Source organism: Nostoc sp. DedQUE09 (assembly GCF_034530915.1).
GTDB lineage: Bacteria > Cyanobacteriota > Cyanobacteriia > Cyanobacteriales > Nostocaceae > Nostoc.
In genome coordinates, this window is the sequence record NZ_JAVRCE010000024.1 from 1 (window position 1) to 24,312 (window position 24,312).

Annotated in this window: 19 protein-coding genes; 10 read left to right on the forward strand and 9 right to left on the reverse strand. The window is 39.2% G+C overall.

Translation table 11 applies throughout. The features are described from left to right. Window positions 1-126: 126 nt before the first annotated feature. Complete coding sequence (locus tag RMY27_RS16700; RefSeq protein ID WP_322665037.1) at window positions 127-2,262, forward strand: tetratricopeptide repeat protein; 2,136 nt, start codon at window positions 127-129, stop codon at window positions 2,260-2,262. 120 nt (window positions 2,263-2,382) lie between these two features. Here the strand turns inward: RMY27_RS16700 and RMY27_RS16705 are convergent, their stop codons facing one another. Then, window positions 2,383-3,174 (reverse strand): ion transporter, encoded by a 792-nt coding sequence (locus RMY27_RS16705; RefSeq protein ID WP_322665039.1) that lies wholly within the window; start codon window positions 3,172-3,174, stop codon window positions 2,383-2,385. Between the two features lie 88 nt (window positions 3,175-3,262). Between RMY27_RS16705 and RMY27_RS16710 the strand changes: the two genes are divergently transcribed. Further along, entirely contained in the window at window positions 3,263-3,688 is a 426-nt protein-coding gene (locus RMY27_RS16710; protein WP_322665189.1) for a nucleoside deaminase, read from the forward strand. A 175-nt stretch (window positions 3,689-3,863) separates the two neighbouring features. Here RMY27_RS16710 and RMY27_RS16715 read toward each other — a convergent pair whose 3' ends face one another. Further along, window positions 3,864-4,367 carry an O-acetyl-ADP-ribose deacetylase gene (locus tag RMY27_RS16715; protein WP_322665041.1) on the reverse strand — a complete coding sequence of 168 codons (504 nt, stop codon included), beginning with the start codon at window positions 4,365-4,367 and terminating at the stop codon, window positions 3,864-3,866. Window positions 4,368-4,383: 16 nt separating this feature from the next. Here RMY27_RS16715 and RMY27_RS16720 point away from each other — a divergent pair, with 16 nt between their 5' ends. After that, the gene (locus tag RMY27_RS16720; protein WP_322665043.1) at window positions 4,384-4,560 is read left to right on the forward strand and encodes a hypothetical protein; all 177 of its coding nucleotides are present in this window, start codon (window positions 4,384-4,386) and stop codon (window positions 4,558-4,560) included. A gap of 44 nt (window positions 4,561-4,604) precedes the next feature. Here the strand turns inward: RMY27_RS16720 and RMY27_RS16725 are convergent, their stop codons facing one another. Both RMY27_RS16725 and RMY27_RS16730 read right to left on the reverse strand, forming a co-directional pair. Continuing rightward, complete coding sequence (locus tag RMY27_RS16725; protein WP_322665045.1) at window positions 4,605-5,267, reverse strand: response regulator transcription factor; 663 nt, start codon at window positions 5,265-5,267, stop codon at window positions 4,605-4,607. Further along, complete coding sequence (locus tag RMY27_RS16730; RefSeq protein ID WP_322665047.1) at window positions 5,267-6,532, reverse strand: sensor histidine kinase; 1,266 nt, start codon at window positions 6,530-6,532, stop codon at window positions 5,267-5,269. Before RMY27_RS16730 ends, RMY27_RS16725 begins: the two co-directional genes overlap by 1 nt. A 341-nt stretch (window positions 6,533-6,873) precedes the next feature. On the opposite strand from RMY27_RS16730, the gene RMY27_RS16735 reads away from it, so the two are divergent. From RMY27_RS16735 to RMY27_RS16745, 3 genes are all read left to right on the forward strand, one after another. After that, window positions 6,874-7,392 (forward strand): P pilus assembly/Cpx signaling pathway, periplasmic inhibitor/zinc-resistance associated protein, encoded by a 519-nt coding sequence (locus RMY27_RS16735; RefSeq protein WP_322665049.1) that lies wholly within the window; start codon window positions 6,874-6,876, stop codon window positions 7,390-7,392. Window positions 7,393-7,932: 540 nt separating this feature from the next. Then, on the forward strand, window positions 7,933-8,175 hold the full coding sequence (sipA, locus tag RMY27_RS16740) for a regulatory protein SipA (protein ID WP_289797541.1): 243 nt from the start codon (window positions 7,933-7,935) through the stop codon (window positions 8,173-8,175). 57 nt (window positions 8,176-8,232) lie between these two features. Continuing rightward, the gene (locus RMY27_RS16745) at window positions 8,233-8,790 is read left to right on the forward strand and encodes a peroxiredoxin (RefSeq protein WP_322665051.1); all 558 of its coding nucleotides are present in this window, start codon (window positions 8,233-8,235) and stop codon (window positions 8,788-8,790) included. Between the two features lie 37 nt (window positions 8,791-8,827). Here the strand turns inward: RMY27_RS16745 and modA are convergent, their stop codons facing one another. Next, window positions 8,828-9,619, reverse strand: a complete 792-nt coding sequence (gene modA / locus RMY27_RS16750; protein ID WP_322665053.1) for a molybdate ABC transporter substrate-binding protein — start codon at window positions 9,617-9,619, stop codon at window positions 8,828-8,830. Window positions 9,620-9,780: 161 nt separating this feature from the next. Further along, window positions 9,781-10,749, reverse strand: a complete 969-nt coding sequence (locus RMY27_RS16755; RefSeq protein WP_322665055.1) for a TauD/TfdA dioxygenase family protein — start codon at window positions 10,747-10,749, stop codon at window positions 9,781-9,783. 965 nt (window positions 10,750-11,714) lie between these two features. Here RMY27_RS16755 and RMY27_RS16760 point away from each other — a divergent pair. Both RMY27_RS16760 and RMY27_RS16765 read left to right on the forward strand, forming a co-directional pair. Beyond that, window positions 11,715-13,307 (forward strand): glycosyltransferase family 39 protein, encoded by a 1,593-nt coding sequence (locus tag RMY27_RS16760; protein WP_322665057.1) that lies wholly within the window; start codon window positions 11,715-11,717, stop codon window positions 13,305-13,307. 189 nt (window positions 13,308-13,496) lie between these two features. Beyond that, a complete protein-coding gene (locus tag RMY27_RS16765; protein WP_322665059.1) occupies window positions 13,497-17,507 on the forward strand; it encodes a DUF2157 domain-containing protein in 4,011 nt (1,336 codons plus the stop codon). Between the two features lie 194 nt (window positions 17,508-17,701). On the opposite strand, the gene RMY27_RS16770 is transcribed toward RMY27_RS16765, so the two are convergent. Next, complete coding sequence (locus RMY27_RS16770) at window positions 17,702-18,142, reverse strand: hypothetical protein (protein WP_322665061.1); 441 nt, start codon at window positions 18,140-18,142, stop codon at window positions 17,702-17,704. Between the two features lie 63 nt (window positions 18,143-18,205). Then, window positions 18,206-19,270, reverse strand: coding sequence for a hypothetical protein (locus RMY27_RS16775; protein ID WP_322665063.1), 1,065 nt, complete (start codon window positions 19,268-19,270; stop codon window positions 18,206-18,208). 688 nt (window positions 19,271-19,958) lie between these two features. Here RMY27_RS16775 and RMY27_RS16780 point away from each other — a divergent pair. Then, window positions 19,959-20,564: a YdcF family protein gene (locus tag RMY27_RS16780; RefSeq protein ID WP_322665065.1), complete on the forward strand. Its 606-nt coding sequence runs from the start codon at window positions 19,959-19,961 to the stop codon at window positions 20,562-20,564. A 239-nt stretch (window positions 20,565-20,803) separates the two neighbouring features. Here RMY27_RS16780 and bchM read toward each other — a convergent pair whose 3' ends face one another. Then, complete coding sequence (gene bchM, locus RMY27_RS16785) at window positions 20,804-21,490, reverse strand: magnesium protoporphyrin IX methyltransferase (RefSeq protein ID WP_322665067.1); 687 nt, start codon at window positions 21,488-21,490, stop codon at window positions 20,804-20,806. Window positions 21,491-22,165: 675 nt separating this feature from the next. On the opposite strand from bchM, the gene RMY27_RS16790 reads away from it, so the two are divergent. Then, window positions 22,166-24,247 carry a cation:proton antiporter gene (locus RMY27_RS16790; RefSeq protein WP_322665069.1) on the forward strand — a complete coding sequence of 694 codons (2,082 nt, stop codon included), beginning with the start codon at window positions 22,166-22,168 and terminating at the stop codon, window positions 24,245-24,247. The last annotated feature ends 65 nt before the right edge of the window (window positions 24,248-24,312 follow it).

Genomic DNA, 24,312 nt, shown 5'->3' on the forward strand with positions numbered 1-24,312 from the left:
GCTCCTCTGCTCCTCTGCTCCTCTGCTCCTCTGCTCCTCTGCTCCTCTGCTCCCCACTCCATCACTCCTTCTTAACCTGTGGCAAGATTAAAATCAGATCGCATCGCACTTAACTAGGCAAACAAGATGCTAGGAAACACACTTGTAGGAAGATACCAAATTATTAGTAACTTGGGAGGTGGGGGTTTTGGTGAAACTTTTGTGGCTTGTGATACACAATTACCCGGTTCACCTCTATGTGTTGTTAAGAAACTCAAACCCCAGGCAAGCGATCCGGTAACTTTGGAAACAGCTAGGCGTTTATTTGATACGGAAGCACAAGTTCTGTATAAATTAGGAACTCACGATCGCATTCCCCAACTTTTAGCTTATTTTGAGGAAAATGCCGAATTCTATCTTGTACAGGAATTGATCGAAGGTCATGACCTGAGTCAAGAATTAACATCAGGTAAAACCCTAAGTCAAGAAGAAGTCATTTCACTTTTACAAGAACTTTTAGCAATCTTAGAATTTGTCCATCAACAGAATGTAATTCATCGTGATGTCAATCCCCACAATATCCTCAGACGCCAACCAGATGGCAAATTAATTTTAATTGATTTTGGTGCAGTGAAACAAATTACAACTCAAGTTATTACTCCCCAAGGTCAAACTTTAGCAACAGTAGCTATCGGTACACCTGGATATATTCCTGGCGAACAAGCTCATGGTACGCCAAAATTAAGCAGTGATATCTATGCTACAGGAATAATTGCTATTCAAGCTCTGACTGGATTATCACCAGAGGAAATAGTAAAAGATCCTGATACTAATGAAATTATCTGGCACGATAAAGCTACAGTAACACCAGAATTTGCTCAATTCTTAGATAAAATGGTGTGCTACGACTTTCGGCAACGCTATCCTTCGGCAACGGTGGCATTACAAGCGCTGAAAGAGTTAAGACAACCACCTGTTCAGACAATCGCGCTAACTCCTCCTTCTCCACCAAAAAATATCAACAAACCTGAACCAAAAAAAGGTATTTTAGGTAAAATTTTACTAACAATATTTTTCTTTACTGTTGGCGGAGTAGCATCAATATTTATTTGGAATTACATTAATTCAAATAATGCTATAGAATTATCTAAACAAGGAAATACATTTTTTGATTTACAACGCTATCAAGACGCGCTAGAAGTATATGAAAAAGCCGTTAATCTCAGACCAGATTATGCTCAAGCTTGGAATGGTCAAGGCAAAACACTAAATAAATTAAGAAAATACAAAGACGCATTAGTGGCGTATGACAAAGCAATTCAAATTCAGCCAGATTATTTAGATGCTTGGATTGGTCGTGGTACTGTATTAGGAAATTTACAGCGATATCAAGAAGCGATCGCCTCTTTTGATAAAGCCTTAGAATTAAAGAATGACAACTCAGAAGTCTGGAATGCTAGGGGTGAAGCTTTCAGTAATTTAAACCAATATGACCAGGCAATTAAGTCTTATGAAAAGGCAATTGAACTCAAACCAGATAATTATGAAGCTTGGTATAAAAAAGGATTAGCTTTGCAGAATTCTAGGCAATATGAAGAAGCGCTCGCAGCCTATCAAAAAGTCGTTGATTTAAAACCAGATTACGAGCAAGCCTGGTATAATTTGGGCAATGCACTAGTCAATTTAAAACGCTATCAAGATGCATTTGCAGCTTATGATAAATCGGTGCAATATCAACCAGATTATTACCAAGCTTGGTTATCTAGAGGTAATATACTGCTGAATTTACAGCGTTATCCAGAAGCGATTGAATCTTTTAATCAAGTAATTAAATACAACCCCAGAAGCTATCAAGCATGGTATAATTTGGGATGGTCGCTGCATCAAAACCAACGCTATGAAGAAGCAATAAAAGCTTATAGTAAAGCGGCGACAATTAAGCAAAATAACTATCAACTCTGGTATAATTTAGGAAATTCACAATACATATTGCAGAAATACGAAGATGCGATCGCGTCTTATAATAAGGCAGTTCGTTATAAACCAGACTATTCCGAAAGCTGGTATAGTAGAGGCAATGCTCTATTAAATTTAAAACGGTTTCAAGATGCGATCGCTTCTTACGACCGAGCAATAAAATACAAGCCTAATTACCAACAAGCAATAGACGGCCGCAATCAAGCCCAAATTCAATTGCAAGGCGAAAAAGCAAAGCCTGTACCTGTAATTGTACCAACTCTTCCATTTCCTAATTCCACCAATCCACCGCAGACGACACCTTAAACTGAACCTGGGTTTTCATCAAGGGAGATATCCTATAGGAGTTAAAAAGAATGGAGAGACGTAGCAGTGCTACATCTCTCCAAGGATGATCGATAACGCATATTTAATTTCACCAGATGTCTAATCAATCCTGCGACTAGGTAACTTAGTCCCGCATCTCTGACAAAACCCAGCATTTACATCATGGAAAGCTAAACCACAACCCGAACAAACTATTTCTACCTGATTAGCAGTTTTCACTACTTGCTTAATTAAATCCCCCACTTGCCAAGGAATCAATGCAATTCCGGTAAAAATCATCAATACTGTTAGCAAGCGTCCTAATTCCGAAATTGGAATAACATCGCCAAATCCTACAGTTGTCATTGTGACAACAGAGAAGTAGAATGCATCCAAAAATGTACCGTAATTTTCAGGATTAACCGGATGCTCGACTTGATAAATTAAGCCAGAATAAATAAAAACAATTGCAAATAATGTAAATAATATTCGCGCAAAAATCATCCCATCTTCATTGCTGATACTAGCGAATAAAAACTTTTTATCTATAAATCTAATTAATCGTAAAATCCGAAACCATCGTAATAGACGAATAAAGCTAATATCCACCATGCCTAGAAAAAATGGCAAAATCGCCATTAAGTCAATAATCGAATAAAAGCTAAAAATATACTTAATTTTATTTTCCGCACTCCACAGGCGAAGTAAATATTCCACAGCAAAGATGATAACGATCACAGTATCAGCTACATTTAACTGAAACCGCATATAATCAGGAATATTATATGTTTCTGCCACAAAAATTCCTGATGATATTAGCACCAAAGAGGCAAGGGTTAAATTAATCGCTTTACCTATTGGTGTTTCTAGGTCTTCTAAGTAAAATTCTGTTTCTTGTCTGCTCAGTAACATATTCGACCATTAATACATCTTAATTCCCAGTTATAACATTAGAAATACGATATGATTAACCATTATCCTTATGTTAACCTCAGCTTATATGAACCCAGAATCTTTTATGCGTTTAGCATTGACAGAAGCAAAAAAAGGCGATGCACCCTACGGTGCAGTAATTGTTAAAGATAACGAAGTCGTTGCCGTAGCTCATAATACTGTAAAGAGAGACAGCGATCCATCAGCCCATGCAGAAATCAATGCTATTCGTACTTTAACAGCTAAATTGAAAAACCTCTCTTTAGAAGGTTATAGCATATATACAACTGGCGAACCTTGTCCTATGTGTGCAACTGCTTGTGTTTGGAGTGGTTTATCAGAAATTGTATATGGTGCTTCAATTCAAGATTTAATTACTGTAAATCAATCACAAATTAATATATCTTGCGAAGAGGTAATCGATAAGTCATTTCGGAAAATAAAAGTCACAAAAAACGTTTTAAAAAATGAATGTTTGGAATTATTTAAATAAACTATAAAAAACTTATTTTTAGAGTATTCTTTTCAAAGTAACTCAAAAAATCTCGTTCTTTCTCTTTGTGTTACAGACACTTTACGCAAGTCGGAAAACTTTTCCATGCAAGTATCATTATCTGTGCATCTGCGGTTTAAAAGTAATTTCTCTAATGAATATTCGTTTATTTATGTCAATGCGTAATCCCTAAAATATTCGCATATATTTCATAGTTTTCTGAGTCATAGCAGCAAAAAATTATTCTTTGTGGACGACCATTCTTTTGTAGCTGTTCATCGCATATTTTCACTGCCACCTCAGCGGCTAAAGCTTTAGGATATTTATAAATCCCAGTACTAATACAAGGAAATGCCAAACTATTAAACTCTTTATCTGCGGCAATTTGCATACATTTATAATAACACTGAGCTAGAAGTTCGGGTTCTCCGTCATTACCTCCTCGCCATACTGGGCCTACGGTATGAATGATGAAGTTTGCAGGTAAGCGATATCCTTTAGTTAGTTTAGCATCGCCAATCTTACATCCTCCAAGTGACCTACATTCATCAACTAGGTCTGATCCAGATGCCTTGTGTATCGCTCCATCTACGCCGCTACCCCCAAGCAAACTAGTATTTGCAGCATTGACGATGGCATCAACTTTTAACTTTGTGATATCACCCAAAATAACTTCCATAAAACAGTTAAGCCCAATGAGATTAATATACATACTACAAGCGTATTATGTAGATGTCCATTATACTGTTTTAGCTTCAAGCTTAACAATCAGTTTGCTTAAGGTGATGAGCGATGGTATTTCTAGCGATCGCCTGCTTTTTGCTGATTTATTCAATCATTTCTTGTCTACTTTATTAATGCGTAAGTTATGATTTTTCTATTTGTATAAGTAGCTTAGTAAATAATTACGAATTATTTAACTTGGCTCATTCAAATACGATAAATATGTATTTGCCCAAATCGCCGCTTGAGTGCGATCGCGCAAATTTAATCTGTTTAAAATATTCGTAACATGATTTTTCACTGTCCCCTCAGAAATATAGAGTCCGTGAGCAATTTCTCGGTTACTAGCGCCTGTAGCAATTAATCGCAAAACCTCTTTTTCTCTAGGAGTAAGTTCAGCTAAACTAGATGGTACAGGCGGTAAATGAGTTGGTGCAACAGGAGAAAATTGAGTCAACAGCTTTTTAACTATACCTGGGCCCAAGTGAGTATATCCTTTATGAACAGCACGAATAGCAACAGCTAATTCTTCTGATGGCGTATCTTTCAATAAATAACCCATAGCCCCATTCTTTAAAGCTGCTGATACATATTCATCATCATCAAAAGTCGTTAATACTAAAATCTTAGTTTTGGCAAAACGTTTTTGAATCTCCTTCGTGGCTGCAACTCCATCCATAATCGGCATTCTGATATCTAGCAATATTACATCTGGCTGAAATTGTGCAACAAAATTAATCGCTTGTTCGCCGTTTTCTGCTTCCCCAACTATTTCTAAATCTGGTTCTAGTTCCAATAACGCTCTTAATCCTTGACGAATTAAACTTTGGTCATCTACCAGCAATACTTTAATCATTATGTTAACCATGTTAATGGAATATTAACTGTAATTTTGCAACCAGAGCCAAGAGCGCTATTAATATTAAACTGACCTCCAAGTGCTAAAGTGCGATCGCGCATACTATGAAGTCCAAAACCAGTAGTATTTTGCCCTACGTCAAAACCTTTACCATTATCCTGAATTATCAATTGTAAATTGCCTTTAGTCGTAGTAAGTTCCAATTTTACCTCTGTGGCATAGGCATATTTAGATATATTAGTTAAAGATTCTTGAGTAATCCGGTAAATAGCAGTATTTATTTCAGGTGGCAGAGAATATTCCAGATTGATTTGATAAATTGGTAATATCCCATTAAAGCGATAAAAATTTTCTGAAAGACTAGCGATCGCATCTTCTAAACATTGTTCTTGTAGGGGATTAGAACGCATAGTAGAAACAGATTGACGAACATCTTTTAGCGCTTTTGAACCTAATTCCTTTGCAGTTGCAAGAAATGTTTCAGCCCTACCTGGATTAGATTGCCATAGTTTTAAAGCAGTTTCTAATTGCAAATTTAAAGCAGTCAGAGAGTGTCCTAATGAATCATGAATTTCACGAGCAATGCGGTTACGTTCTTCTAAGGTAGCTTGATTTTCAATTTGCATAGCATATTGACGGAGTTTGTCGTTAGCAAGAGCTAGCTTTTCTCGGCTTTGCCGTTCAGACAAAACTGCATTCATCATCAACAACACAAAAACTAAACTTAAGCCAAATACTAGTGACGAATTCAAAATCAAAAATCGATATCGCTCTTGTGCCTGCGGCGATGCTTGAAAATTGAATAACTGATATTTTAGTTGTGTAGTAACTAAAAACAAAGCAAATGACAAACTTGTAACGAATAAGCGCCCATTTAACTGAAAAATCAGACAACTACGAGTTACTAAAATTATATAGAGAAAAGGAAAAAGCCGAGAAAATCTTTCCCCAAAAAGTCCAACAATTAAAATCAATAAAAATTCAATAGCTGTATATATTATCTTATTTGTCTGGTTCTTTCTGGGTAATTTTAAGCCCATTGCCGCAAAAATAATCAGACTATAAATTGATAGTTCTGGCAATATGCTACAAACTGACAAGTCTGGAAATGCACCACAAATTGATAGCTCCAGAGGCTTGGGACGAAATCGCCGTAACGGAGGTGGTATAACAGCTGTCAAGGCGGTGATTGCTAGTAATGTCCACTCCAGATAAAGCAAAGATGGAAAAGGATGTTTTTTAATTTCAATTGGACGACTCATTAGTCGCATTGCTCCAGTTAGAAGTTATAAGTTAGAAATTAGAAGTTAATAATTCCGAAAAATTGAGCAGATGCTTTCACCGCAGAATTTTTTTTGAGTGACAAATTAAAACTGAATTCAAAGAACAAAACAGTTAGTTAATCAGCTAAATAATGACTTATTAAATCATCATAATCAAAATTTTCATAATTTATAACTCCTAACTCCTAATTTCTAACTCTTAACTATCTATTGTCAATCATGACTAAAGTCATGGATATAACCATGACTTTCTCCTCATGTAACTGCTGAAGATAAGTTCTTATGATGGTGGCATCCAACCAGGAAAAACCCACCAGACCATGAAACTCAAAGCATTATCGCTAGTTGCTGGAGCGATCGCCTTAACTTTAACTGCAACCTCCTTTGCTGTTCACGCTCAAACAGCCTCTCCTTCACCCCTTTTACTTGCACAAACTCCACAAAAAGAAAAAGGCCCTTGGAAAGAGTTGGGTCTAACAGATGCCCAAAAAGCCCAAATTCAAACGATTCGCCGCGATAGCCGCACCAAATTTGAAGCAGTTTTGACCCCAGAACAAAAAGCAAAATTAGAGGCAGCGAAACAAGCACGTCGGGCTGAGTGGCAAGCGCGTAAGGCTCAGGGGCAAACAGGTCAAGGTCAACGGCAACCTGGTCAACGTCGAGGAAAAGGTGGTTTGGCTGACTTAAATCTGACTGAAGCCCAAAAAACCCAAATGCGACAAATCCGCGAGTCTGAGAAACAACAGATTCAAGCAGTCTTAACCCCGGAACAGCGTCAAAAATTAGAGCAATTCCGTCAAAATGCTCCTTCACGCCGTCAACAAAGCAATCCTCAATAATAATTAATCATCTTTCAAAAAATAATAACTAACTTGATGCTGGGACTAGGACTGTTGCGAGTCATCCATAAAAACCTAAATTCTCGACAACAATTTACCTGGGACAGACTTTGGCAAGCATACCAACGCGGTTGTCGCTCCCAGCTTGACCCAGACCAGAATTACTTTGGCACTTACCCTTGACTGATGTCCAGGTATTGTTTTCCATAGTCAAAAATTAACAGACTTCTTGCAGAAGATGCGGAAAGGGGAAAAACTTTATCCCCTTTCCCTTTCCCTATTTTGAGTGCTGAGTGCTGAGTGCTGAGTGCTGAGTTTTGAGTGCTGAGTGCTGAGTGCTGAGTTTTGAGTGCTGAGTGCTGAGTGCTGAGTGCTGAGTTTTAAGTGATGAGTTTTAAGTGGAGAATCTCATTTCTTTACTCAGCACGGGCTAAACCCTAGCTATCCACTAACGAAAGTATTTTGCCCGATGCCCAATTTAGTAGACTTTCAACCTAGTTTTGAGTTATGAGTTAATTCAAAACTCCTAGCTTGATTAAGATGTCCAAAGAATTCGCAATTGGTAGTAAAGTCCGTGTTGTGGCGCTACCAGCTTATGTCAAAACTGCTGAACCTATGCCCATGTTACGCCCTCCCAATGTAATTCATATTGGTGAAGAAGGTATAGTCATTGACCGCAGACCCGGTGGATATTGGGGGATTCGCTTTGCTAGGGGGGTCTTTCTCCTAGATAGTCAATATATCGAAAGTACAGATACCCCTGCTGAATCTCACTTAGAATAAGATTTCTCGCAACCAAGAATTGTAAACTTGTGTAAAGTTGTGATTCTGGTTTACACCATGATTTCCCGCCGCACTTTTTTAAGCATATTATTTGCCAGCTGTATTTCTATCATCAGCTGGCTGAATTTTACCCCTGCTGCTGATGCTATGGGTGGTAAACTTCCGGCAATTAATCAACCCGCGCCTGAGTTTACTTTACCAACCAATACAGGTGATGGCAAAATTTCCCTCTCTGACTTGCGCGGTAAATGGCTAGTCCTATACTTTTATCCTAAAGACTTCACCTCTGGTTGTACTATAGAGGCTCGTCGTTTTCAGCAAGACTTACCCCAATACCTTGAAAAAAACGCTCAGATTATTGGCGTTAGTGCTGATGACATTGATTCTCACGCCAAGTTTTGTGATTCAGAGGGACTAAAATTCCCCCTGTTGGCTGACACTGATGGTTCAGTAAGTAAAGCTTATGGTTCGTGGCTTGGCTATTTATCTATGCGCCACAGTTTTATCATCGACCCTCAAGGCGTCTTGCGCGAGACTTTTGTCAAAGTCAACCCAACTATTCACAGTTCAGAAGTGCTGGCACGACTAGAAAAATTACAGTCCACAGCTTCTTAAACTTGAATTAATCAACAAGGGGCTTAAGCCCCTTATTTTAACTCACAATAAACCCATATTTTTTGAGTACAGTTTTGGCTTCATTGCCAGATAGAAACTGGACAAATTCTTTGGCAGCAGAAGTATTTTTACTGCTTTTAATTATTGCTAGCGGATAGACAATCGGTGAGTGAAATTTATCATCAGCAGCAACTGCGACTTTTACTTTGTTGGAAATTTTGGCATCAGTGGCATAAACTAAACCTGCTTCGGCGTTACCACTTTCTACTGCTGCTAAAACTTGACGCACATTGTTAGCAAAAACCAATTTCGACTTGAGGCGATCGTAAAGTTTCAATTTCTTCAAGACTTGCTCGCCATATTGACCGGCGGGTACGCTTCTGGGTTCACCGATCGCAATTTTTTTAATCTTATTATCTGTTAAATTGTAGAAGCTATTGATGCCGACAATATCCTGAGCCACTATCAAGACTAGACGGTTATTTGCTAGGTTAGTACGGCTACCTGGTAGCAATAGTCCTTTTTGTTCCAAAGCATCCACTTGCTTTTTGCCAGCAGAAATAAAGATATCCGCTGGCGCACCTTGCTCAATCTGTTGCTGCAATGCACCAGAAGCCCCAAAGTTATAATTAATATTGATATTTGATTTACTTTGTTGGTACAAAGGCTTAATTTCTTCTAGTGCCTCTTTTAAGCTGGCAGCTGCGGACACAAGTATGCTGGTGTTCGATGCTATTGCAGGAGAAGGAGGAACCATCGGTAAACCAATTGCTAGCAGCAAGCCAGCGATCGCTATACCCAGGAAGCCAAAAATTTGTCTTCTTTTCATAGAAAAGGGGTTTGAAGGGTTTTTTACATAAAATTGACGCTAGGTAAAATAGTATCAAAATACCAACTTATAACCAACTATATCGGTAAAAATATGCTAGAAAAACTTTAGTAGGTAAACTGGGCTACGAACAGCGCAGCCCTTGTTTACCACTCTGTAGTTTATGAAAGTGCTGATACTGCTTCTAACTTCTCAGCTTTGTTCTTCAATACGGTCGGTAGTTCGCTGTTGAACGCCTCACCTTCAACTACTTGTGATCGGAAACCATCAGGCCCAACTGGAACATCGCCCGTGATGGTAGTGCGATACAGGACGCGCTCGACTTCCAGATGATCCAAGTCTTGAGGAGCCAAATGGGAAGTGGCACGGTTGTCCCAGAACGCAATGTCACCGTTATTCCAGCGGAAGCGGGTGGTGTAGGCGGGCTTGGTGATCTGGTTAAAGAACAACTCAAGCAGTAGGTCGCTCTCTTGTCGTGATACGTCAAGAATGTGCGAGGTAAAGCCAGGGTTGACGTACAATGCGCGTTCACCAGTCTCAGGATGAACCCTTACCACTGGATGGATTGAAACCAGGGGATTAGCTGCGATGCGCTGGGCAATCTTGCTGTTGCTGGGCAAATTCAAACGCGCATTGAAGCGATGTTCGGCCTTTAATGTGTCTGCCAACGCCCGTAGGGGTGCTGACAGGCCCTCGTAGGCTGCAACTAAATTTGTCCATTGTGTGTCACCACCGAAGCTAGGGACATTAACCGCACGCAAAATTGATGCCGCAGGTGGGTTGACAACTGCTGTGACATCGGTGTGCCAACGGCTCTCGTAGCTGGAACGACGCAGACCATTGCGCCGCTCGTAACGGCTACGGTCAATGGGCAGGATTTCTGAGAAGCCTTCAATCGGCTCATCTTCGTGGGGATGTGCGTAAGTGACTTCGCCGAAACGAGCCGTGAATGCAATCTGTGCCGCATGATCGATGTTTTGACCGCGAAAGAACACGACTTTCCACTTCAATAGCGCTTGACGAATTTCTTTGACTGCATCATCGTGCAAAGGACGCGACAAGTCTACGCCGCTGATTTCGGCACCGATGAAACCTGCTACCTGTTTGACTTCAATGTGTTTGTTGCTCATGTCAATTCTCCATAGTTTGATCGATAAGACGGTAGGGTGTTTGCACTCGTCCGTTTACTTGAGATATGTTGCTTGCGTTTAATTGCTACATACCAAAATATCATACTATAAGTCGATAGATTTACAGTAGTATACGAACACTGTATTTTAGGCTGCTGGAACAATGGTCGATTTAGCCCAGGCAAAGGCAAATGAAGAGTACTGAGTTGAAAGACCACCTACAAGGGGCGGGGCAAATATTCAAATATAGCAAAGTGCTGAGTGCTGAGCGCTGAGTGCTGAGTAAAAACCCAGTCGTTTCAAGCCTTTGAGCAATCAACACTGTCCTAATCTATGTGACTACGGCTATATATAAGTATTGAGTAATTTAGAGTACTCAGCACTGAGTTTTGTAAAAATTTGGAACACAGATATTAAAAAGCTTCCCACCTCCAGTGACAAGCAAGCTACGTAATTAAATGGGTACAGAGCAAGCAATAAATTTTCGCTGCGAATGCTTTTTTGGAACTTATGCCGACTTACTTAGCATCTTTGTACTGTTTGCTACTCATAAATATATTTATAGTACTTTAAATATAAACTTTATAAGAACTTTTTATTTTTAACACAAGTATTTTATTTATTGATGAACTTATACTGTAGGATTACTAAGAAACAATTGTGTTTCCTACAAGTCTACAAGTATAGTGTTGCAAAATATGCAAAATAATATTTAATATTTGTTTGTTCTTTAGACAGAGAAAATTTTTAAGTAAAATATTTATAGAAAATATCATTTTAGTGAAGAAGGAAATAATATCTTCTATTTAATTTGTAAGTTAGATAAATCCTAATTTTAGCCAATTTTTTTAACTTTTTTGTTCAGAAATACTAAACTGATTTTTTTATTATCAACAAGTTAATAAAAAATGATAATTTGCCTTTTAACCAAGATTGATTAAGGCTTTGAGGAAATTGAAAACTACATGAAAAAGCAATTCTCACAGAAATGGACTATTTCTAAATATTGGTTACGTTCTTTAATCACCATCCTGCTAGTAATAGGTGTATTTTTTCGCTTTGTCAACATTGACAAAAAACTTTATTGGGGTGATGAAGTTTTTTCATCATTACGCATATCTGGCTATACCCAGTCAGAGATGAGGAAGCAATTAAGTAACGGCCGTTTGCTCGGCATAGAAGATTTACATAAATACCAGTATCCTAATCCTGAAAAAAATGCAATTGCTACAATTAAAGGGGTTATTGTAGAAGACTCGCAGATTTTGCCACTATACATTTTAATTACCCAGTTTTGGGTAAAGTGCTTTGGTGATTCTGTAGCAGCGATTAGAAGTTTTTCGGCATTTATTAGTCTGCTCGCCTTTCCTTGTCTTTATTGGCTATGTCAAGAATTATTTGAGTCTTCACTAGTAGGGTGGATAGCTATTGGGTTGATAGCCGTTTCACCTATTCATATCGTGTACGCACAAGAAGCGCGATCGTACAGTTTATCGATAGTCGCCATCTTAATATCGAGCGTAGCACTGCTGCGAGCCATGCGCCTGAAAACAAATGTTGGTTGGTGTATTTATGCAGCAACATTATCAATAGGGTTTTATACTCATTTATTTTTTACCTTGGTTGCTTTTGCACAAGGAATTTATGTACTTGCGATCGAACGCTTCCGATTGAGTAAAACATCAATTTATTACCTGCTATCATCGCTTGTGGGTTTTATAAGTTTTGTACCTTGGATTTGGATTATTATTACCAACCCTCAGCCAGAAGCAGTAACTTGGACTAATATTAAACAAACAGTATTTATGTCCTTTGCAAGGTGGGCTGGTATCTTTAGTCGTGCGTTTCTTGATTTAGGTATTAGTCCTAACGAACCCGGAAAACTTAAGTTTGTCTTGATTCCTTTTATTTTAATTCTTTTAGCCTTAATCAGTTACTCAATTTATGTTGTGTGTCGAAGAACCTCTAAAAAAGTTTGGTTATTTGTCTTAACCTTGATTGGATCTGTAGGGCTTCCCCTACTGATAACAGATTTCGTCTTTTTCAAGCGATATGCTACTAGTCGATATACACTTCCTTCCGTTTTAGGGATACAGTTAGCTGTTGCTTACCTATTTACCACTAAAATTACGTCGATTTCTATTAAAGCTTGGCAAAAAAAGTTTTGGTCAATTGTAGCGTTTATGGTAATTATGGGGGAAGTTGTATCTTGTCTAGTTCACTCTCAATCGCAGATTTGGTGGAACCAATTGCCTGAAAAATACCAAGAATATCCTAAAATGGCTCACATTATTAATCAAGGTAAGCAACCGCTTTTAATTAGTGATGAGGATAACATCATTCCACCATTACAAGTACTTAGTAACTTAATCGATCCAAAAGTGCAATTTCAAATTGTAGGAAAAAATCAGTTACCAGAGATTACTAATGGCTTTAGTGACATATTTTTATTCTTGTTCGAGCCGTCTGATTTCTTAAAAGCTGGAATTGAAAAAGTTTATAATTCAAAGTTACAGCAGGTAAGCACTTTTCTGTGGAAAATAACAAAAGCTAATTAAACCAAGGATAGGGGCATATCTAGCAGTTGGGAGACTGCAAGGTGAAAACTAAAAGCAGACGGTTGGCATTTGAATACTGCTCATAGGTTAAAAATTAATATCAATTAGCCTTATAAGTGGCACAGTTAGAGCAAAAATATACTTTAATTAAACAAATAATTTAAGTATATACTTGTACTGCTGCCGCTTATGTCATCACCCCTTGAGCGCCCGCTAAACCTTGAAATCAGACTGCCATCTTCCCATCCTCAGTTATTAGAAGGACTGGATATATGGCTGCGTTTAGGTCTGATATCTGATGCCCAGGTTAGGCAGTTATGTCGAGAGTTTCTGGTGTGTGCGGTGGTGTTGCAACCCCAAGCTGAAGCTAAAACAAAGGTAAGATTTGCAACTTCCGACCCATTGGAGCAGTTACCCATAGCCGCTTTACAATCTAGTAGTCGTAAACAACCACAACAAAAACCAGCTAAACCCAACTTCATCGGCACAATGTTGCAGTCTTTGGGGGCAGAACTGAGTGTGCGTTGGTTACTTTTTCTAGGGGTTTTCTTGGTAGTTGTATCTTCTGGGGTACTGGCTGCTAGTCAATGGGCGAGGTTTCCCGCTGCTGGACAGTACGGGGTTTTATTTGCTTATACTTTGAGTTTTTGGGGATTAAGCTTTTGGGCGACTAGGCAAAATAACCTCAGATTGACGGCTCAGACATTGCTGATTGCCACTCTTTTGTTAGTGCCAGTAAATTTTTGGGCAATGGATAGCTTCAAATTGTGGCAAAATCCTGTGGATTGGATTGTAGTTGCGATCGCCTGTCCTACCCTGACTGCTATAACTGTTTTACTCTCCAAAAATCGGACTATTTTTGCCAATTTACATCCTGGCAAATTACCTCTGATAAATATTCTAGGGCTGAGTTATCTGCATTGGGGTTGGCAGTTAAGAGGATTTCCTTTAATTGCTGTTTATCTGGCAACCATTGGCACAACTATCATTACCGTTTATCACAATCTTTTCCAACAACCTCCTACTGTCAACGACGATCGCCAGAAGGTAAGTATTAGCTTACCTGCTGCTGTAATTATTTATTCTTTAATAGTATTGTTAGTACGGGCAATTTTTGTTACTAAGGTAAATGTCACATTGTTGGGGTTAGCTATTGGCATTTGCGGCTGGTTGATGACTTGGCTAGCACAGCAGGGAAGGAGGAGGGCAGGGGAGCAGGGGAGCGGGGGGGCAGAGGGGCAGGGGAGCAGGGGGGCAGGGGAAGTAACATTAATATTCTCCTCGTCTCCCTCATCTACTTCATCTCTCTTACTCTGGGAAAGACTTGGAGGCGTTTTACTCTTTTTGGGTTGGGTGGTATCGGTTGTAAATTATCCTTGGCAAGCAATAGCTGTCAGTGGTTTGGGTTTGTGGTTTGTGGGCAGTCGCTTGTGGCGGTACAGTTTAAAGCGAGACTTTGCAGGGGTTTTTGTCATCGGCTTAGAGACGATTTGGCTAGGTTGGCGATTAGTACCTGATAACTTACAAAAATTAGCGATCGCAACTACTACCCAACTCACCAATTCTCAAAATGAACCTTGGGCGCTACTGGGTATAGCTTTATTTCCCTACGTAATTTTGATGGTGGCGCTTACAGATAATTTGTATCGCCGCCAAAAGCGAGAATTAGCTAAATTTGGCGAACTGCTCACTCTGTTATTTGGAGCTTTTTTAACAACAATCGCTCTAGGAAATCCTGCATTGCGATCGCTAAATCTGCTATTTTCTACCGCCACTCTCGCATTCGTTACTCAACGCCGCTCCCCCTCATCTCTTCCCTTGGTATACCTAACTCACATTATGGGGGTGCTGACGTTTTGCTTTACCATTAATTGGTTATTCCCAAGCCTGACTCAACAAGGCTGGGCAACTATTTTATTGACTCTGATGGTTGCAGAATGGCGATTCAGCTTGCAGGAAGGACTGTGGCAACGTAGTGCATGGGATATCGGTTTAGGATTAGCCGCAGCTAGTTTTTTCCTTTTGTGGATAAATTCAGAATCATCTTGGTATGGCATCACTGATAACCGATCTGATTGGGGAGTTTTATGGCTAGTTACGCCTTTAGCTCTCACAGGTGTTGCCAATACCGCAATTATCGAGCGTCGGACTACTAGCCGTTACTTGAGTGTCTTGGCTGTAATAGTTGCCCAGTTACTGACTTTACAACTACCAGGAATCAGATTAATCGGTTTGGCTATAGGTGCTGGATTGATGTTTGTAAATACGCACTATTTGCGAAACCAAGTATCTGCGGTAATTACAGAAGGGTTTGTTTTAAGTTTCATTGGGGCGCTGCTGTGGACGGGTGTAACTGGTTTACCTCGCCTAGCGGTAGCTGGTTGGTTTGTTGTCGGAGCGATCGCAACTCTAAGTCTATGGTTAGCGCGGACACTTCGGCGCCGCAGTTCGACTGCGCTCACCGTAAACTCAGTGACCACTGTTTTAAACCAACGCGGTAACGAATTAGCAGTTATCTATGCAGCCGCTAGCGATAAATGGGCGATCGCCTTATGTAGTGTTGAATTATTAAGTTTGACGCTGCACTCAGTGCTGATTTACCAAGGGTTTACAACATCGGGATTTTTGTTCTTAATTGCCACTGTAATTACCTTGGCAGCCATTGTTTATCGCAGTTGGCGAGAACCGACAAATTGGGCATTTTATGGTATCGGTTGGTGTTTGGAATTGTTAATTGCTCAGGTGCTAGGGTTGGGGGAACCCTCAATCGTGAGTATCGCAATTGCAAACATCGCCTTGGGTTTAATTACTCAACTTGTCGGCGAGTGGTGGCGGCGACGACATCAATTAGAAAGGTTTCCTAGCAGCCTTCACATTTTGCCATTAATTTATAGTGCATTTAGTGTATTGCTGCGTTTGAACACCTTCACCGAGTGGACAGGTTTGTATTCCTTGGGTGTCGCTTTAATTATTATTGGCGTAGGGCGACGGCGCGAGAGCTTTAAACCCTTGCTTTACTTAGGAATTATTGGCGTATCAATTTCTGCTTATGAACTTTTGTTCTATCAAATGTCACAAGCTTCAGGAGGAGCATTAGGTGATGGATTAATTGCCATGTCTGCCCTTGGCGCAAGTATCATGTATGCTTACCGCCTTCTGTCGCCAAGGCTTGTCAGCTACTTACACCTAACTCCCCAAGAATTGAAAAGAATTGCCCATATTCACTGGGTTTGGAGTAGCTGTTTATTAATGGCTGCCATTCCTCTTCCCATTGCAGTTAACCGTTTGGTGGGATTGGGAACTGGAGTATTTTTGATTCGCTATGCTGTCTTTCAGGGACGAAATTCGCATACTTCCCCCAGTATCTTGGGAAGAATTACAATCGCCGAGATGTGGGTTTACCTTGGCTTATTAGAGGTAGCCGGGATGAGGATTTATTGGCGGGAGACAGCAGTAGGGCGATTTTGGGCTGGGCCATTAGTTCCTTGGAATGGTGCGATCGCTTGTGTGGTAGCCTACTTTCTGTACATCCTACCTTGGGAAAGTTGGGGTTGGTCTAAAAGACCTTGGCAACAAGCTGCATACATCACACCATTGATAATTTTATGGGAAACCAGACTGCAAACTTACCCCATTACCTTAGTACTCGCAGCTGGATTTTACATCTTTTTAGCAAAAGTAGGTGAAAACATCCGTTTCACCTATATTAGTGTGGCGTTGATTGATTGGGCACTTTACCGTTGGTTTGATTCTTTACGCCTAACTGATGCTTTGTGGTATGTAACACCAATTGGGTTATCACTGCTTTATATTGCTCAAGTAGATACCCAACTGAAGCTACCAGAGTACAAAACATCTCGTCATCTTCTGAGAGTGCTAGGGAGTGGTTTAATTTGTGGGTGGGCAATTTTATTTAATCAAAATACAGCTTGGATACCGGGTGTTTTTAGTCTCATCGCCATTTTTGCTGGGTTAGCTTTACGAGTACGGGCTTTTCTCTACATTGGTACAGCCACTTTTTTAATTACGACAATCTATCAATCGGTAATTTTCAGCTTACAGTACTCCTTTTTAAAATGGGTTGTTGGCTTGCTAGTTGGCATCTTACTGATTTATATCGCCGCCAACTTTGAAACTCGTCGCGCTCAAATAACTTCCTTAATTCGTAGCGCCATTGATGAATTTCAATCATGGGAATAGGTCAGCTAAGGATTAAACTAATTAGACAGGCGATCGCACTATCTGACTACTTATATCAATTCTGTATGAAGATGCACCAAAGTATATTAGAAACGAACCGCTTTCTCTGCGAGAGGCTTCTGCCAACGTGCAGCGTCTCGTCAGAGTTGGACACAAAAAAAGAAAATTTGGTGCTGCTTCATAAAGAAATGGTATTAGGTATTAAGCCGGTCGCCAATATCTCTAAGTTCCCTAACTACAGTACCAATTGTAGCTACACCGGCGTTTACAATCGCGTTTGAAATAACTTCCCCTAATCTGATTAACCCACTTAAAATATCAAAAAAATTCTGAGTTTCTTGAATTTTTGCAGCCGCTTGATCAAGAGAACTTGTAGCCTCAGTTATTTTCTTAACTGCTTCATCCATATCTGTTAAAACTTGATTAAATTGTCTACTATTAATCTCAGCAACAAAGTCCAAAATTTTTTGACACTCATTACTAATTTCCCGAAATTGATTCAGGCTAATTTGTTGATCGTTGGAAAGCTTTTTCGCTCTTTCCCGAATAGCAATCTGTAGCTTTAGTATCCGATCTCTCAAAGAAGAAGGATTTTCCCAATCCTGTCTGGTAATTGCATTTTTAACTAATGACATAAACAACAACCCTGTTTTTCAAAATAATAAATTAGTGATTGAAAATCATTCAAGAAAACTTAGTTAAAAAGCGCGATCAACTTCTTTTATTAGAGGTTTAACTGAGATAACGTACTCATTGAGAATTGTTTGAATACGTTTCATTTTTTTCTCATCTATTTTTTTGAATGAAACTTTAGCATTAAACTGACATAATCGAGTAACCTCTTGAGGTTTTAGCCCTTCTTCAAATTCTTTCCTCAGTTGATTATGGGTCTTAACTGTACTAAAAAGAATTTCATTATAAGCCCTAGCTGCTTGCTCTTTTTCAGTCACTATTTCCATAGATTTATTGTAGTCTTCTGTTAATTTTTCACCTACTGTAATTTGATCGACAACTTGTTGATAATTATTGGAATTGATTTCTCTATCATTACCTAGCTTTTTTAAAGTAGCAAAGTAAGGTTCATAGTAAGTATTAATTGCGTTTGCTTCTATGCCCAAAGTTCCTGCCTCGTTAAGGTAGTTATTTTGTACAATAAATATTAAGCCTCCTTTAGCAGGTTTATAAATATCGACTCCATTTTCATCAGCCGTTGGAACTGAATTACCAGTGACATATTTATGGATAGGATCATTAGTACAAACAATTGCTTTTTGTAGAGCATCTTTTCGGATTTTCTTTGTTGCTAAATCAAATAATACTTTGAGTATTTCACTGCCTCCATCAACTGCATCTGCATCTAGTTTATTACCATTAATTGATAAATCTTTGATACTTTGACCCAATTCATCTATTGAGTTATCTAAAGATAAATTTTTTCCGCTTGCTATAGCACCTAGAGCATCCATATAGTCAATTAAAATATTGACTACTGTTTGAAAATTCTCAGAATCAACTCGCTCAATTCTCTCACAACCTTCTCGCCTCTTATTGCGATCGGAGATTCCACTATCAAGAACTAATGGAGTATATTTAATACGTCGTAAACAAGATTGGTAAATATCTTCAGCAAAATCATTAGAAGCTCGTTCAACTATCTCTTTGCTCTTGCTAAAGTTTTCTACAGACTTAAAATTATCTCCGCAACTTCCTAACAAAACAGCAATCGGAATAACAATACCGATTAAAGATTTCCTTTTGAACATTTTTGCTTAACCTTATTGTAAAATCAAAATTTTGCCAAGTTTTCCTTGTTGCTCTTTGAGGGAGTAACAACTTAGTCTCAAATCCTTATGAAATAATGATTTGGAATATAATCAAAAACCCATAAAATGATTCATATTTACTTACCTTTACGCTATTGATAAAATCGCTGTTATTTCCTTCTCCACTCCCCAAGTAGTCAATTTCGGAATTTTGCGATCGCGTTAGAAGTTTTTTCCTAATTCGATACCTTCGATGAAACCAATCTCAAACATGAGAATTCTTTCACCGTCTCTTATACCTCCCTTTCAAGGACTGCTAAGTAGGCAGGCGAGAATCAATACCTCTGCCAGATATTCGTATTGAAGGTGCGCGTTACCTTGTTCAAGAAATAGGTGAATCAGCCAGTGGTGGATTCTACCGTGCCTATGGTGATATTGAAAAATTAGTTTAACTAGATAGAGCGTCAGCTCCAGCACTACAACGTTCGGCATTTGAGATGATCTTGACATCTCTCGAAAAGTGCCGACAGTAAAGTATTCAGTCCCAGGTTAAACCGTCAAGACTGCGATCGCCCTTGAGCAAAACGTTGCGTACTGACTCTCTTGAATCACGGTTGCCATAGATATTTAGGACTTATGCACTTAGCTTAGATATTGAAACTAAGAATGAAAAATAGGACAACGCCCCATGCTCAATTACAAAATTCCCAAAAAATGGTTAATTTTGCTGACAGTGGCTTTGATATCTGCCTTGTTGGTGGCGATCGCTTCTTCTGCCTCAAGTATTTATTTATATGGCAGCACTACTAATAATATCAAGGCAGATGCAGCAATTGTTTTAGGAGCGGCAGTTTGGAAAGATGAACCATCTCCTGTTTTCAGGGAGCGAATCAACCACGCCATTAACTTATATAAAAATGGATCTGTTAAGACAATCATTTTTACTGGCGGAGTTGGCGAGAGTAATGAACCAGCTGAAGCTATAGTTGGGAAAAATTATGCGATCGCACAACAGGTAAAAGCTGCTGATATTCTCATTGAGACTCAATCTCGGACAACTCACCAGAACCTCAAAAATGCTTTGGAAGTAGCGAATGCTCACCAATTAACTAAGTTTCTTATTGTCAGCGATCCATTACATATGAAGCGAGCCGTATTGATGGCACGAGGCTTAGGAATGGATGCACATTCGTCTCCCACACCTACTACTCGCTATCGCAGTTTTCAGAGTCAGATGGAGTTTTTGAGCCGAGAAACTTATTTTTACTTGGTCTACTTAGTGTTTAAAATATAGCCGTAGCGAACTGCAACTAAAAATGTCCAAACCTGCACTTAATGACACTTTCAAAACTTCGAATCTTAGTAATCGGAGCATCTGTGTAACCAATATTTTCGGTTTTTTCACAAAAATATCGCTATTAAATATTACTTTAAATAATTTCTTTTTGCTTGATGATCTGTTCGCATTTCCAGGTTTCAAAATCTGTCAAATCGCAGCAAGAGGCTTATTATACCTTTGCTGCGATTTGAACCTTAATTGCGTGTAGCTTCCAGCAGGCGAGAAAAATAGAAGCGAGTCTTCGTCATTGCCCGTCGTTGCAAAGAAAAGCCATTGCTTTCCAAAATTTTCACCACATCAGTCTCACGATGCAAATATGCACGAGTGGCTTTACTTGGCCCAGGAAAGAAACTGCCAATTTTCTTGAGTATACTCAAGGCGCAGGTTTTCGGCGCAAAACTGAGAATTATCCGCGACTGTGCCAAAGAACAGAGGTGAGATATCATCTCATCGGCTTTTTCTTGAGGGTAATGGATGAGAACATCTAGGCAAATAACGGTATGGTAGCTACCACTCAACGATTCCAAATCCTGCACGGCAAAAGTAGGATTTTCGGTATTTCCCAAAGTTTGCTTTGCTCTATCTCTGCCTTCTTCTACCATTTTTTCCGAAATATCGGTGGCATAGACTTTGGCACCATCTACCGCCAGGGGAATGCTGAGACTACCGACACCACACCCAGCATCACAGATTGATAGCTCTGGTAAATTGTTATCAGCCTTCAGCCAACTGAGAACTGTATCCACAGTTTGCTGGTGTCCATTGCGGATGTCTAATTGGACTTTGTTGACTTCGCCATCGCCGTAGATTCGCTTCCAACGGTCAAACCCTGTGGAATTGAAATACTCGCGAACAATCGTTTTGTCGTCGGCTGCGTTCATAAACTTCGATTTTTAGGGGTTCCCAATGCTTAAAATTATCATTGATAGGAACCCATAAGAGCGGTCTTCCAGATTTTTCCAGATGATAGTTCGCCAATAAGCAAGGATACTTACGTACATAGAGGAACTCAGGGTGTCGAATTCTAATCCAGACGCGCAAAATTGAAGTTGTACTGGCTTAACAAGCAAAATACTGAATTAGCTTGGGTTTTATAGCTTTTAGATATACTTTTTGTTTATAACAGCGATTTATTTTGAAATAAATCACTAAATTGCGATATTTATACAATTACTTGGAATTGGTCTATATTACCAAATTTGATGTTGTAATTTCATAAGCTGTTGGCATTATTTTTCCGTTTAAATAAATGTTCAGCTAATATTTGTTTATTTTAAATGAAAACTGCTAGTTTTTATGGGTTCACGATTCACGATCGCTAAATACTATTTATAACTATTTAAATACCCATAATTTTTGCAACCTCAAATCTCATCGAAATTTATATCTATGGGTATAAAAAATACCTCCCTAAGATAGAGTTGAATTGCGATCGCAACAATTATGCTGTTAAAAATTTAATTATATTTAACCAATAAAACTGAACTATACAAAAGAAATTAAGTAAAGTTTCGTATGCTTATTGTACATCTACTATCTAGGCTGATTTATTACACATGACACTGAACTCGCTCACAGACAGTCCTATTGTTGCATTTACAATTCTCCTAACAGTAATCTTTACTGTCCCTCCGATATTTGAGCGACTGCGACTACCTGGATTAGTGGGGTTGTTGGTTGCAGGTATATTGCTAGGACAAAATGGACTAAAGTTGTTAAATCCTGAGTCTGAAACTATCAACCTGCTCTCTGAAATCGGCAAACTTTATTTGATGTTTGTGGCAGGTTTAGAAATTGACTTAGAGCAGTTTCGTAAAACTAGAAATCGCTCAATCGGGTTTGGCACTTTAACATTTTTAGTTCCAATGATTGCTGGCATTGCTACAGGACAATTATTCAATTTTGGTTGGAATGCCTCCTTCCTCATTGGTTCTTTACTAGCCTCTCATACCCTCTTGGCATATCCAATTGTGAGTCGTCTGGGAGTGGTAACGAATGAAGCTGTAACCGTCACGATTGGGGCAACAATTTTTACTGACACAGGTGCTTTGTTAGTGTTGGCAATTTGTGTTGGAATTCATGGAGGAGAATTCTCCGCCATGAGTTTAGGAATTTTATTGGGTGGATTAGCAATTTACACTGCTGTTGTCCTGTTTGGCTTTGACTGGGCAGGAAAAGAGTTTTTTCGCCGCTCTGGGGATGAACAAAGTAACCAGTTTTTGTTTATATTATTAGCATTATTTTTGGCATCTGTTGGAGCGCAGGTAATTGGAGTTGAAAAAATTGTTGGTGCTTTTTTAGCAGGTTTAGCTGTCAACGATGTTCTAGGACGTAGCCCAGTCAGAGAAAAAATCGAGTTTATTGGTAGTGTTTTATTTATCCCTTGTTTCTTTGTGGACATGGGATTATTGATTAATATTCCTGCATTTATCAAAACCCTCAGTTCAATTTGGCTGACTTTGGTAATTGTAGTAGCTTTGATTGGCAGCAAATTTATAGCAGCATTCTTAGCCAAATTATTGTATCGCTACAACACGGCGGAATTGCTAACGATGTGGTCATTGTCGCTACCACAGGTAGCAGCCACACTAGCAGCAACCTTGGTTGCTTATCAAACGGTAAATCCTGCTGGTGAGCGCTTAATCAGTGAAGCTGTCTTAAACAGTGTGATTGTGCTTATGCTGGTAACTGCAATTATGGGGCCCATAATAACAGCACGATTTGCTCCTTCACTACAGCTTTCTCAGACAGATTTTGAAACAGATAGTTTGACGACTTGGTGGCAAGGTAATGAAGATGAACAAGTAGAGAAAAATCAATATCCATTTACTGTACTAGTACCAATATACAACCCCCAAACCCAGCGCTATTTAATCGAAATGGCAGCACTACTGGCTAGTCATGAATCTGGAAAAATTGTGCCATTAGCTATTACTAGAGCACATATTCAGATGGATGATCCGCAATTAGTGACAGCGCTTAATCAAAGCCGGGAAAGATTGAATTTAGCTAAAGAAATCAGCCAAGAATTTCAGGTGGAAGTATCACCAGCAATTCGGATTGATGATGATGCAGCTTTGGGGATTAGCCGCACTAGTCGAGAACAAAACGCTAGTTTAGTAGTCATGGGTTGGTCGCAGACCACAGGTTTGCGTGCCCGCTTATTTGGTAATGTAATTGATAGCGTTTTCTGGTCTTCTCACTGTCCAGTAGCAGTAACACGCCTCTTAAGTAGTCCTAAGACAATTCAAAGAATTCTTGTACCAGTTGGAGACTTAACGCGGGAAACTATAGGCGCTTTGAGATTTGCCCAGATTTTGGCTGATGTTAATCAGGCAGAAGTAGTGCTGTTACACGTATCTGATCGCAAAACACCACCGACTCGGGTGGAAAACTTTGTATCTCAATTGTCTGATATTACTTCTAAAGGTCAGTTACAGGTGAATACGAATATCCAAACAATCAAGGGTGATGATATTGCTAGAACCATAATTCGGGAAGCTCAGGCATTTGATTTAGCGGTGTTACGTTCCGTTCGTTATCGCACAGCCGGGGGATTAGCCGTCAGCGAAGTGACAACGCAGTTACTTCGAGAATTGAAGTGTTCAATTGTGTTGCTTGGAGAACCTCACTCGTGATGTGGGGAAGTCAATAGCATTAAAAAGAGAAAACACTTGCAATCGCTTTTGTCTCAGTGATGAGA